This window comes from Roseobacter sp. HKCCA0434 (assembly GCF_032464675.1).
Classification (GTDB): domain Bacteria; phylum Pseudomonadota; class Alphaproteobacteria; order Rhodobacterales; family Rhodobacteraceae; genus Pontivivens.
In genome coordinates, this window is sequence record NZ_JAWDKL010000005.1 from 61698 (window position 1) to 73348 (window position 11651).

Consider the following 11651-nt stretch of genomic DNA (forward strand, 5'->3'; position numbering starts at 1 on the left):
CTGAGATCGTTATCCCGTCGGCGGGCGCGTCCGCGCCTCTCTCCAGAGTGTGTCGTCATCCCACCGGTCCGGTCGGCCTGAGAGTTTCCGGGGCGGTTGCTCCTTCGGCAGCGGCGATGCCGCATTCTCCCCGTGGGACGTCGCATATGTTAGATCGGAGCGCGTCGCCTGACAAGAATTTTGCTGCGCACCGCGGCGCGGCGGGATATGTCCGCGCCCATGAGCACCGTGACGATCGACAGGCTGGGCCACCAGGGCGACGGGATCGCCACCCATGAGGGGCGCGATATCTTCATTCCCTTCACTCTGCCGGGTGAGGCGGTGACGACGACCGATCCGGCCGAGGTCTTGCGGCCTTCGCCTGCGCGCGTCACCCCTGTCTGCCGTCATTTCGGCACTTGCGGCGGCTGCGCGGTGCAACATGCCTCCGATGCCTTCGCGGCGGAATGGAAGGTCGATATCGTGCGCCAGGCGCTGGCGGCGCGCGGCCTCGATGCTCCGGTGAAGGGCGTGGCGACCTCGCCTGCGGGTATGCGGCGGCGCGCGACCTTCGGGGGGCGTCGGACGCGCAAGGGAGCGTTGGTCGGGTTCCACCAGCGCGCGTCCGACACGTTGATCGCGATCGAGGAATGCCCGGTCTGCGATCCGTCCATTCTCGCCGCCGTCCCGGCCCTCGAGGCGCTGACGCTGATCGGCGCGTCTCGTACCGGTGTCGTGCGGCTGTCGGTGACCGCCAGCCTCGCCGGGTCGGATGTGGATGTGCGCGAGGCACAGGCGCTCGATGCGAAGATGCTGCCGGACCTTGTCGCAATCGCCGAGGCGCACGACCTCGCCCGCCTGACCTGGAACGGCGAGGCCATCGCGACCCGCCGCCCGCCCGAACAGCGAATGGGCCGCGCGCTGCTGGTCCCGCCGCCCGGCGCGTTCCTGCAGGCGACCCCACAGGGACAGGCGGCGCTGATCGCGACCGTGAAGGCGGCGGTCGGCAAGGGCAGGCGGATCGCCGACCTCTTCGCCGGCTGCGGGACGTTCACCCTGCCGCTGCTCGACGGGGCCGAGATTCACGCGGTGGAGGCAGAAGCCGACATGCTCGCCGCCGTCGATACCGCCTGGCGGCGCACGACCGGCCTGCACGGGCTGACGACCGAGGTGCGGGACCTCTTTCGGCGCCCCCTGCTGCAGTCGGAGCTGGAGCGGTTCGACGCTGTGGTCCTCGATCCCCCGCGCGCGGGGGCTGCCCATCAGGCGGAAGAGCTGGCGGCGAGCAAGGTCGCCCGCATCGCCTTCGTGTCCTGCAACCCCGTCACCTTCGCGCGCGATGCGCAGATGTTGGTGAACGGTGGCTACGGCCTTCGCGAACTGCGGGTGATCGACCAGTTCCGCTGGTCCCCGCATATCGAGATCAGCGCGCTGTTCACCCGCTGATCCGGCTCGCCAGGGTCGCCAGATCGGGCTCCGCGATGTCCCAATCGTCCGTCGGCTCCAGGTCGCGGGTCTGTCCCGGCCCGTGCTCGGTCGGACGCGGGAAGAAGCCGGTCATCAGCCCCGCCTCGCGCGCCGCGGCGAGGTCGTCGTTATGCGCGGCGACCATCATCACCTCGCCCGGCTCGAGCCCCAGCGCCGCCGCGCTCGCACGATAGACCTCGGGCTGCGGCTTGTAGTTTCGGGCGAGCTCCGCCCCCAGGATCGCATCCCAAACCAGCCCGTTCGCCCGTGCGATCCCGATCATCATCGCGATCGAGCCGTTGGAGCAGGGGGCGCAGGGCACGGCCCGCCGGATCTGCGCGAGCACGTCGCCCGTGTCGGGCCAGGCAGGCAGCGCGGACCAGGCGGCGTTGAGCGCATGCCGCTCCTGCTCTTCGGCCACGACATGCTCGGCCTCAAGCACCCGATCCAGGTTTTCCAGATGCAGCACGTCGAGCGAGGCGTAGTCCCGACCGCCCGCGCGCACCCGCTCCATCCCCGGCTGGTACTCCGCCCGCCACAGGTCGGCGAAGCGATGCGGATCGGCGACGCGCCAGCCCAGAACGTCCTCCACCGCCTTGGCGATGCCGCTGCGCCAGTCGGTCAACGTGCCGAACACGTCGAAGAGGCAGGCGCGCGGGGTCATGCCTGCACCACGGTGCGGGTGGGGAAGGGGATGTCGATGCCGTTCTCGTCGAGCGCCACCTTGATCTCCTGCAACAGGGCGCATTTCACGTCGAGATAGTCGGCCCGCGCGACCCAGACCCGCACCTCGAAATCGACCGAGCTGTCGCCGAGGTTCATCACCTTGACGAAGATCGGCCGGTCGTCGTGGATGCGCAGTTCCTCGCCCAAAACTTCGCGGATCACGGTCTCGGCCTTCTTGAGGTCGGCGTCGTAGCCCACGCCGATGGTCAGGTCGATGCGCCGGTCTTCGTGGGCGGAGTAGTTGTGGATCGGCCCCGACCAGATATCGCTGTTGGGCACGAAGATCTGCACGTTGTCGGGCGTCGTCAGTTCGGTCGTGAACAGGCTGATATCGGTGACGGTGCCGCCCTCTCCGCCCGCGTTGACGTAGTCGCCCACCTTGAACGGCCGGAAGGCCAGCAGCATCAGACCCGAGGCGAGGTTCGACAGCGTGCCTTGCAAGGCCAGCCCGATCGCCAGACCGGCGGCACCGATGACGGCGACGAGAGAGGCCGTCTGGATCCCGAACCGCGCGAGGATGAAGATCGCCGCGAAGGTCAGCACCGCATAGCGCGCGACGGTCCCGAGGAAGTTGAACAGCGTCTCGTCGAACCGCGCATGCGTCCGTCCGATCCGCCGGATCTGCGCCTTCACGAAGCTTCCGAGGATGAAGGCGACGACCGCGATCACCCCGGCCACCAGCACGTCGAATATCAGTTCCAGCCACCAGGCCATGTCGTCCTCCGTCACGTCTCGCGTTGCAATATGCCGCATTCCGCGCAGATGCAAAGCGGCGGGCGTCCGGATAGACATGCACCGGAGGTCAACGATGATTCTGGCAAGCGACTGGATGAGCGAACCCGGCCTGCCGACGGGCATCACCCGGCTGGCGGTCATGGACGGGGATTGCGCGCTGTGCTCGCAAGGTGCGCGCATGATCGCCCGGCACGACAGATCGGGAGAGATCCGCATCTGCACGGTGTCGAGCGCGCTTGGCACCTCCCTCATGAGACGTCACGGCCTCGATCCCGCCGATCCCGAAAGCTGGCTTTTCCTGGAACCCGGACGCGCGACGACGGGCATGGACGGCTTCATAGCGGCGGGACGCGCCTGTGGCGGCATCGGCCACGCCGTCCGCGTTCTGGGCGTGCTGCCGCGTCCCGTGCGCGATTGGCTCTACCGTCGGATCGCGCGCAACCGCTATCGCCTGTTCGGGCGACGGCAGATGTGCGAGCTTCCCGATCCCGCGCTGCGGGCCCGCCTGATCGGATGAGCCGCGTCCTGATCCTCGGGGGCTACGGCGTCTTCGGCGGGCGGCTGGCGCGGCTGCTGCTGGCGGACGGGCACGATGTGACCGTCGCGGGCCGTTCGATCGACAAGGCGCGGCGGTTCTGTCGGCGCTGGGGCGGCAGGCCGCTCGCGCTCGACCGGTTCGGGCCGCTCGACGCGTTCGAGGGCGTGGAGGTGGTGGTGGATGCCTCGGGACCGTTCCAGGCGACCGGTGACGATCCTTACCGAGCAGCGCGTGCTGCCCTGAGCGCGGGCGCGCATTATCTCGATCTGTCCGATGATGCGGGCTTCACCACCGGTATCGCGGCCCTCGACGAGGAGGCGAAAGCGGTGGGCCGCGTCGCCCTGTCGGGCGTGTCCTCCGTCCCGGCCCTGTCGGCGGCGGCGGTACATGCGCTGGCAGAGGGGCTAGACCGAATCGACCTCATCGAAAGCGCAATCCTGCCGGGGAACCGCGCCCCGCGCGGACGCGCCGTGATGGGCAGCATCCTCGCACAGGCAGGGGAGCCGATGGTCCTCTATCGTGACGGGCGGACCGAGACTGCAACGGGGTGGAGCGACCCCGCGCCCTTCACCCTCGCCCCCGGTCTGACACGGCGTGCGCGTCTGATCGGCGCGCCGGACCTCTCCCTTTTTCCCCGAGCCTTCGACGCCCGCACGGTCCTGTTCCGCGCGGGACTGGAGCTGTGGCCGCTCCGCGCGGGTCTCGCCGCGCTTTCCGCCGGACGGGCGCGAGGTTTGCTGCCGCGTCTGACCCGCTTCCTGCCCATCCTGCAGCCGCTCGCCGCGCTCTTCGCGCCCTTCGGTTCCGATCGGGGCGGCATGGTGGTGCGCGTCGTCGGCCCCCGAGCGGGCAAGATTGTCGAGCGGCGCTGGCACCTCTTGGCCGAACGGGGTGAAGGGCCGTTCGTGCCCGCGATACCGGCGCGGGCGCTGATCCCTCGCCTCGACGCCCTGCCGCCCGGTGCACGGCCCTGCCTCGCCGAACTGACGCTGGATGCGGCGGAGGCCGCGCTGGCCGATCGCGAGATCACCTGCACCCGTCAGTCGGAGCGCCCGGCCCGTCTCTTCGCGACTGTGGCCGACCTTGAGCTCGAGGCTCTGCCGCCCCCTGTCCGGGACCTCCACGCCGTCCATGACCGGCGCATCTTTACCGGGCGCGCGCGGGTGGAGCGCGGCAGAGCACCGCTCGCCCGTCTCGCCGCGTGGTTGTTCCGCTTCCCGTCCGCAGGTCACGACAGCCGTGTCTCCGTCCGAATGCAGCGCGATGGGGACGGGGAGCGGTGGGAGCGGAGCTTCGATGGCAACCGGTTCCGCAGCCACCTCCGCGTCTCCGACGGCCGCATGACGGAGCGGTTCGGCCCGTTCACCTTCACCCTCGGCTTGCATATCGCGGACGGCGCACTGCACTTCCCCGTCACCGCTGGCCGGATCGGACCGGTCCCGATCCCGCGTGCGCTACTTCCGCGATCGACCGCGCGCGAATATCTCGACGGACAGCGCGCGGCCTTCGACGTGGCCCTCGACCTGCCGCTCGGACTGGGGCGCGTCGTGCGTTATCGCGGCTGGCTGGACCCGATGGACGAGGCTCTGGCCCTCGACGCGCAGGACCGCTAGACCGACCTTCATGTCCGATCTCGCGCCGCTTCTCTCCTCCGTCTTCGGCTTCTCCGCTTTCCGTCCCGGCCAGACCGAGATCGTCGAGGCCGTGGCGGCGGGGGAGGATGTGCTCGCCATCATGCCGACCGGCGGCGGCAAGTCGCTGTGCTACCAGTTGCCCGCGCTGGCGCGCGACAATATCACCGTTGTCATCAGCCCGCTGATTGCCCTGATGCGCGATCAGGTCCGCGCGCTGAAGGCCGCCGGTGTCACGGCGGGCCACCTGACCTCGGCCAATACCGAGGAGGAGACCGACGAGGTCTTCGACGCGATCGAGGCGGGTACGCTGCGCCTGCTCTACATCGCACCCGAACGGCTCGCCGCGGGCGGGACGGAGCGTCTGCTGCGCCGCGCGGGCGTCGGCATGATCGCGGTGGACGAGGCGCATTGCGTCAGCCAGTGGGGCCACGACTTCCGCCCCGACTACCTGCGCATCGGCGAGTTGCGCGCCGCCCTCGGCTGCCAGATGACGGCCTTCACCGCAACGGCGGATGCCGAAACGCGCGCCGAGATCGTCGAGCGTCTCTTCGCCGGGCAGGAGCCTCGCACGTTCCTGCAGGGCTTCGACCGACCGAACCTGACGCTGGCCTTCCTGCCCAAGGACCAGCCGCGGCGGCAGCTCCTCGACTACGCGGTCGCGCGCAAAGGCCGTTCGGGGATCATCTACGCCGCCTCGCGCAAGAAGACCGAATCGCTGGCCCAGGCGCTGCGCGAGGCCGGGGTCGCCGCGATCAGCTATCATGCCGGGATGGACCCCGACGACCGGCGCGAGGCCGAGGCGCAATTCCAGACCGAGGACGGGCTGGTCGTCGTGGCCACCATCGCCTTTGGCATGGGCGTGGACAAGCCCGACATCCGCTACGTCCTCCACGCCGATCTGCCCAAATCGGTGGAAAGCTACTATCAGGAGATCGGCCGCGCGGGCCGCGACGGCGACCCGGCCGAGACGCTGACGCTCTACGGGCCCGACGACATCCGCCTGCGCCGCGCACAGATCGAGGAAGGCCTCGCCCCGCCCGAACGCAAGCAGGCGGATCACGCACGGCTCAACACGCTGCTGGCGCTGGCCGAGGCGCCGATCTGCCGCCGCCAGACCCTGCTCGCCTATTTCGGCGAGGTGCTGGCGGAGCCTTGCGGCAACTGCGACCTGTGCCTCGAAAAGCCCGAGACCTTCGACGCGACCGAGGTGGCGCGCAAGGCGCTCTCGACCGTGTTCCGCGCCGACGAGATGTACGGCGCGGGCCATCTCATCGACATCCTGCGCGGGGAGGAGACGGACAAGGTGCGCGCGCGTGGGCACGAGAGCCTCTCGACCTTCGGCATCGGGCGGGAGTTCAGCAATAAGCAGTGGCAGACCCTGTTCCGGCAATTGATGGCGCTCGATCTCGTGCGGCCCGATCCCTCCCGCATGAACGCGCTGCGCCTGACCGAAGCCGCACGCCCCGTCCTGCGCGGGGAGCAGTCGCTGACGCTGCGCAAGGACAGCCTGACGCGCCGCGATGCAAAGCGACCGCGCGTCGAGGCGCTGGTGCAGGCCGAGGACGAACCGCTGCTCTGGGCACTGAAATCGAAGCGGCGCGAACTGGCCGAGGCGGCGAGGGCCCCGGCCTATGTCATCTTCCCCGACCGGACTCTCGTGGCGATGGTCGAGGCCAAGCCGCGCACGCTCGACGAATTCGGCCGCCTGCCGGGCGTCGGCACCAAGAAGCTGGAGAAGTTCGGCCGCGTCTTCCTCGAGGTTATAACTGGCGAGGCCGAGCCCGAGGCGCACCCGGCCAAGATAAAGGCCGCGGCCCGCGGCGATGCCGCCCTGATCGACCGCCTGCAGGAGATTGCGCGGGACCTCGCCTACGGCATCGATGGTACGCAGAAACGGCTCGACTGCCCGATGGCGACGCTCGCCCGCATAGCCGAGGCGAAACCGGCGACACCTGACGAACTCGCCCGCACCCGCGGCATGGACGACGCCCGCGTGGAAAGGTTCGGCCCCGGCTTCCTCGACGCGATCGCGCAAGGCGGCTGATCCGCCTGTCACGACCCTGCGCCTCCGGCGGGGATATTTGCCGGAAGTGAAAGGCCACCGCCCCGCGGCGCTACGTCGCCGACGAGGTCGCCGGGGGCGGCTTTCACTTCCACGGTCATCGGCGTCCCCGCCTGTACCGTGCGACGAGGATGCGCCGCCAATCCTTTCACTTCCGTTAAATATCCCCGCCGGAGGCATCCGACCTCAGGGCAGGGTGCTCCGCTCGACTTGGAGCAGGCCCGCGACGACCGGCACCATCTCGACATCCGCGCCCGCGAGCCAGGCGGATGGATCGTCGAGGATCACCGGCATGCGATGGTGATAGTCGCGGACATCCGCGTTCGGCGCGCAGGTCAGCGTGGCGAAGTTCACGACCTCGATCCCGCCGGGGGCCTGCCAGATGTCGTAGATCGCCGCGAAGCTCAGGATGGGCCGGTCGGGCGCGTGGATGGCCCACCGCGTCTTGCGCCGCGTCTCGCCGGTCCATTCGTACCAGCCGGAACAGGGAAGGATGCAGCGATTGTGGCGGACGTCCTCGAAGGCGCGCTTCTCGTGCAAGGTCTCGGAGCGGATATTGACGAGCTGTTCGAGCACGGGCCGCCCGCGGGCATTCACCGCTCCCTTCGGGATCAGGCCCCAGCGGGCCCTCACCAGCCGTCCGGGCACCACCAGCCCCAGCATATCCTGCGGGGCGAGGTCATCGCCGGTCGGCACGTCCGATCCGGCGACATCGTAGAAGCGGGCCAGTGCCGCGCCGTCCGTGTGAAGGAAGACGCGGCCGGGCACGCTTACAACCCGGCTTCGGCCGCGATCTGGGCGCGGGACTTGCGCGCGCGCTCCGTGGCCGATTTCAGCTGACCGCAGGCGGCCATGATGTCCTCGCCGCGCGGACGGCGGACCGGGCTCGCATAGCCTGCATCGTTGACGATCTTGCCGAAGGCCTCGATCCGCTTCTTGGTGGACCGCTCATAGGGCGAGCCGGGCCAGGGGTTGAAGGGGATCAGGTTGATCTTGGCCGGGATGCCCTCGATCAGCTTCACCAGCCGTCGCGCGTCCTCGTCGCTGTCGTTCACGTCCTTCAGCATCACGTATTCGAAGGTGATCCGCTCGGAATTGCTGAGCCGCGGGAAGTCGCGGCAGGCCTGCAGCAGGGCTTCGATGTTCCAGCGCTTGTTGATCGGCACCAGCTTGTCGCGCACTTCGTCCGTCGTCGCGTGGAAGGAGATGGCGAGCATGCAGCCGATCTCGTCCCCCGTGCGCGCGATCTCGGGCACCACGCCGGAGGTAGAGAGCGTGATGCGACGGCGCGAAAGGGCGATGCCCTCGGGGTCCATCGCGATCTTCATCGCGTCGCGCACGGCCTCGAAATTGTAGAGCGGCTCGCCCATGCCCATCAGCACGATGTTCGACAGCAGCCGCTTGTCGTCCGGGCCCTTCTCCCACTCGCCCAGATCGTCGCGGCAGACGAGGACCTGGCCGATGATCTCGGCAGGCGTGAGGTTGCGCACCAGCTTCTGCGTGCCGGTGTGGCAGAAGGAACAGGTCAGCGTGCACCCGACCTGCGAGGAGATACACAGCGTTCCGCGATCGGTCTCGGGGATATAGACCGCCTCGACCTCGTGCCCGCCCTCGATGCGCAGGAGGTACTTCCGCGTGCCGTCGGTGGAGACCTGGCGCGTCACCACCTCGGGCAGGGCGATGCGGAACCGCTCGGCCAGCATGGCGCGGAAGGGTTTGGCGAGGTTGGTCATGTCGGCGGGATCGTAGACGCCCTTGTTGTAGACCCAGCTCCAGATCTGGCCGACGCGCATCTTCGCCTGCTTTTCGGGCGTGCCCGCCTCGATCAGCGCGTCGCGCATGGCGGCGCGGCTCATGCCGACGAGGTTCGGCAGGGCGGGGGCGGTCTTGCGCGGGATCGTCAGGACGTCCTGCGTCACGGGGGCGGTCGCTTCGGTCATCATGTGCACTCCAACGAAGACGCCTCCCGGATGAAGGGGAGGCGTTTGAGCCGACATAGCAATTCGCGGGCCATTTGGCCAGATGGGGCGTCACAGGAACGAAAAGCCGGGAGCATAGACATGCAGCCCGTCGAAATCGCCCTTGCCGAGCGGTACGCCTTCGCCCCGCAGGATTGCGTAGGCCATGGCCGCGTGGAACAGCATGTTGGGCAGGATAAAACGATGGACGAGAGCGTCGACTGAAAGGTCCAGGATGGCATCGCCGGCCTCGACCCGAACCGTGTCGACTTCGGCCGTGCGGATGTCGGCAGGGGTGATGCTCGCGAGCGTCACACGGTAGCTCTCGACGATCCGGGCCACGTCAACGAGACCGCCTTCCGTCGTTCGATCCGATGGGATCGGCCTGCCCGCGAGGGGAAATGCGCCGCGCAAGGGGAAGCGGGCAGCGATCAGGATCTGGTCGGAGAGCGCAAACATGTCGGGCGCGAGCGTTGCGTAAGGCGACACGCCCGTCTCCACCCCCAGATGGCAGAAGCGGACCAGACGCGCGAGCGTCCGGTCCGCCTCGACGACCAGCAGGTCGTGCGGTGTCACTGGGCCGAGACGAACCGCTCGATGGCCAGGCGGGTGATGCCGGGGTTGCCGTAATACCCGCCCGGACGTCCGACGGCGAGGATGTAGGTGCCGACATTCACGCGCGCGGCGATCTGCGCGTCGTAGCTCTGCCCGTAATCGTCGTTCTGGTCGATCCGGCGGCCCAGATCGTCGAACAGCGTCAGCATCGGGTCGTTGCCTGCCGTGGCGATGCCTTCGATCAGGATCAGCCCCGGCTCGGTCACGTCGAAGCTGAACCACTGCATGTTCTCGCTGTCGCGCACATCGCGCCGCGCGCGCTGCTCGATCGGGCCGAGCGAGGTAACGGGGTAGGAGCCGTCGAGCGGCGGGCTCGCCTCCGCCTGGTTGTAGAGCCCTTCGAGGTAATCGGCCTCGGAATAGCTGTTCACGCTGACCGTCACCGGCGCATTCTCGTCGCTGAGCGCGCGCAGCCCGATGCAATAGGTGCCAGCCGGGAGCGGATCGATGAAGTCGAGGCGGGAGTTCAGGCCATCGAAATCGTCGTTCTCGCCCAGCAGCGTGCCCGCACCGTCGTAGAGCGTCAGGATCGGGTCGGCGCTCGGGTTCTCCGCCGTCAGGCTCAACGGCTGTGCCGCGTCGAGGGTGAAGCGGTAGTAGGGCGTGCCCGCGATCGAGGCCGTCCGCGACAGGCCCTGCTCCAGCATGTCGTCGAGCGGGCCCTCCTCGCGGAACGCCACCGCGTTCGTGTCGGCGGTGCAGGCCGAATCGGCGAAGCCCGTGCTGCCGCCGGCCGTCAGCGCCTCCTGCTCGGGGCGGGAGACGCGCAGTTCCGCCATCAGCGGGGTATCGTCGAAGCTGGTGCCGGTCAGGCAGTAGGTGCCGGGATCGAGTTGCAACTCGGTGCGCGAGGTCAGGAACCCGCCGCCGTCATCGTCGGATGCGATCACCGTTCCAGCCGCGTTGCGCAGGTCGAGCACGGTGTCGCCCGCGTCGGTGGGGGCCGCCTCGACCCGCACCATCTGCGGTGAACCGACCGAGAAGACGATGGTCAGCCCGCCACCGGCGGGGATGTTGCCGATCGTGCCGAGATAGTCGGATGCCGTGCCGATGTCCGAGGCGGAGGCGTCGCCCCCGGCCCAGCTCGCCCCGGCGCCCATGCCGCCGCACAGGCTCGCCAGGTCTTCCTGCGCCAGGGCAGGTGCGCTCAGCGCGCAGAATGCGGCGCCGCAGATCGCGGTCAGTCTCGTCACGGTCATCCGGTCTCTCCCGTTTCGGTTGGGTTTGGGGGTGTCAGCCGCTGCAGCGCGACGACGCGTCCTCGAGCGCGGCGGTGAAGCCGATCAGCGACACGGTATCGACCGTCGTGGTCCCGCGCGAGGAGGTGCCCGTCACCTGCGCGTCCGAGCCTGCGCGCATCGCGGCGACCGCGCGCTGGTCATCGGCGGCGGAGGAGGGCCAGGCCCATTCGCCCGCCGTGTCGAATTCGAACTGCGATCCGCCGACATTGACCGTCACGGTCGAGCCTTCGCGGAACGGGTAGCCACCCGTGTAGCTCACCTCGTTGGCGATGTCCTGGCCGGGCCGGTTCGAGACCATCAGCCGGATCTTGCCGCGGCGGACCTGCACGGTCGAGCCGTTGCGCGACGCGGTGCTGGTCTGCGGGGCGGAGGCGATCCAGCATTCCTTGCCGCCTGCATCCGTCTCGAAAACGCTCCAGTCGTCGTGGACCGCGACGCGCGTGATCTCGTCCTGCGCGCTCGCTCCGGTCACCGCGACCACTGACAGGGCCAGGCCCAGGGCTGCCGTCCTCACCGAAATCATCTCATGCTCCTCGCTCGAGCGGCCCGCCACACCTCGATCCGGGTGGGTGCGGACGCGCATAACCTCTTCCAAGAACCTTGCCTCCGGCGGGTTCCGCGCGGATAATGTAGCGGCAAGCGGGCCTCCAGCGCCACCCCGCAAGGGCGATTTTTCCGCGGCTCGCTCTCCTGTCG

General features: G+C 69.0%; 11 protein-coding genes and 1 riboswitch. Of the genes, 4 read left to right on the forward strand and 7 right to left on the reverse strand.

The features are described from left to right. Positions 1-53: 53 nt before the first annotated feature. Positions 54-143: riboswitch (glycine riboswitch) on the reverse strand. Positions 144-219: 76 nt separating this feature from the next. After that, on the forward strand, positions 220-1425 hold the full coding sequence (locus RX333_RS05000; RefSeq protein WP_316013823.1) for a class I SAM-dependent RNA methyltransferase: 1206 nt from the start codon (positions 220-222) through the stop codon (positions 1423-1425). Here RX333_RS05000 and RX333_RS05005 read toward each other — a convergent pair. Together RX333_RS05005 and RX333_RS05010 are read right to left on the reverse strand one after the other, a co-directional pair. Continuing rightward, positions 1415-2110, reverse strand: a complete 696-nt coding sequence (locus tag RX333_RS05005) for a haloacid dehalogenase type II (protein WP_316013824.1) — start codon at positions 2108-2110, stop codon at positions 1415-1417. The genes RX333_RS05000 and RX333_RS05005 overlap by 11 nt on opposite strands. Next, positions 2107-2925: a mechanosensitive ion channel family protein gene (locus RX333_RS05010; protein WP_316013825.1), complete on the reverse strand. Its 819-nt coding sequence runs from the start codon at positions 2923-2925 to the stop codon at positions 2107-2109. The genes RX333_RS05005 and RX333_RS05010 overlap by 4 nt, the downstream gene beginning before the upstream one ends. 55 nt (positions 2926-2980) lie before the next feature. On the opposite strand from RX333_RS05010, the gene RX333_RS05015 reads away from it, so the two are divergent. From RX333_RS05015 to recQ, 3 genes are read left to right on the forward strand one after another with little or no spacing between them, the layout of a single operon-like run. Next, positions 2981-3424, forward strand: coding sequence for a thiol-disulfide oxidoreductase DCC family protein (locus RX333_RS05015; RefSeq protein WP_316013826.1), 444 nt, complete (start codon positions 2981-2983; stop codon positions 3422-3424). Beyond that, positions 3421-5058, forward strand: coding sequence for a DUF4166 domain-containing protein (locus RX333_RS05020; protein WP_316013827.1), 1638 nt, complete (start codon positions 3421-3423; stop codon positions 5056-5058). Before RX333_RS05015 ends, RX333_RS05020 begins: the two co-directional genes overlap by 4 nt. Positions 5059-5068: 10 nt before the next feature. Next, positions 5069-7123: a DNA helicase RecQ gene (gene recQ / locus RX333_RS05025; RefSeq protein ID WP_316013828.1), complete on the forward strand. Its 2055-nt coding sequence runs from the start codon at positions 5069-5071 to the stop codon at positions 7121-7123. 204 nt (positions 7124-7327) lie between these two features. On the opposite strand, the gene RX333_RS05030 is transcribed toward recQ, so the two are convergent. The 5 genes from RX333_RS05030 to RX333_RS05050 all read right to left on the reverse strand — a co-directional run bounded on the left by RX333_RS05030 (position 7328) and on the right by RX333_RS05050 (position 11478). Then, a complete protein-coding gene (locus RX333_RS05030) occupies positions 7328-7909 on the reverse strand; it encodes an SOS response-associated peptidase (RefSeq protein ID WP_316013829.1) in 582 nt (193 codons plus the stop codon). Positions 7910-7911: 2 nt separating this feature from the next. Beyond that, positions 7912-9081 (reverse strand): 23S rRNA (adenine(2503)-C(2))-methyltransferase RlmN, encoded by a 1170-nt coding sequence (rlmN, locus tag RX333_RS05035; protein WP_316013830.1) that lies wholly within the window; start codon positions 9079-9081, stop codon positions 7912-7914. Positions 9082-9171: 90 nt separating this feature from the next. Next, a complete protein-coding gene (locus RX333_RS05040) occupies positions 9172-9675 on the reverse strand; it encodes a DUF1993 family protein (protein ID WP_316013831.1) in 504 nt (167 codons plus the stop codon). After that, complete coding sequence (locus tag RX333_RS05045) at positions 9672-10913, reverse strand: ABC transporter substrate-binding protein (RefSeq protein WP_316013832.1); 1242 nt, start codon at positions 10911-10913, stop codon at positions 9672-9674. Before RX333_RS05045 ends, RX333_RS05040 begins: the two co-directional genes overlap by 4 nt. A 34-nt stretch (positions 10914-10947) precedes the next feature. After that, on the reverse strand, positions 10948-11478 hold the full coding sequence (locus RX333_RS05050) for an invasion associated locus B family protein (RefSeq protein ID WP_316013833.1): 531 nt from the start codon (positions 11476-11478) through the stop codon (positions 10948-10950). Positions 11479-11651: the final 173 nt, after the last annotated feature.

Bases quoted from the DNA above. Each gene is read 5' to 3' on its own strand.
- recQ (WP_316013828.1), top strand. From the start codon at position 5,069: ATGTCCGATCTCGCGCCGCTTCTCTCCTCCGTCTTCGGCTTCTCCGCT.
- RX333_RS05015 (WP_316013826.1), top strand. From the start codon at position 2,981: ATGATTCTGGCAAGCGACTGGATGAGCGAACCCGGCCTGCCGACGGGC.
- RX333_RS05020 (WP_316013827.1), top strand. From the start codon at position 3,421: ATGAGCCGCGTCCTGATCCTCGGGGGCTACGGCGTCTTCGGCGGGCGG.
- RX333_RS05005 (WP_316013824.1), bottom strand. From the start codon at position 2,110: ATGACCCCGCGCGCCTGCCTCTTCGACGTGTTCGGCACGTTGACCGAC.
- rlmN (WP_316013830.1), bottom strand. From the start codon at position 9,081: ATGACCGAAGCGACCGCCCCCGTGACGCAGGACGTCCTGACGATCCCG.
- RX333_RS05045 (WP_316013832.1), bottom strand. From the start codon at position 10,913: ATGACCGTGACGAGACTGACCGCGATCTGCGGCGCCGCATTCTGCGCG.
- RX333_RS05050 (WP_316013833.1), bottom strand. From the start codon at position 11,478: ATGATTTCGGTGAGGACGGCAGCCCTGGGCCTGGCCCTGTCAGTGGTC.
- RX333_RS05000 (WP_316013823.1), top strand. From the start codon at position 220: ATGAGCACCGTGACGATCGACAGGCTGGGCCACCAGGGCGACGGGATC.
- RX333_RS05010 (WP_316013825.1), bottom strand. From the start codon at position 2,925: ATGCGGCATATTGCAACGCGAGACGTGACGGAGGACGACATGGCCTGG.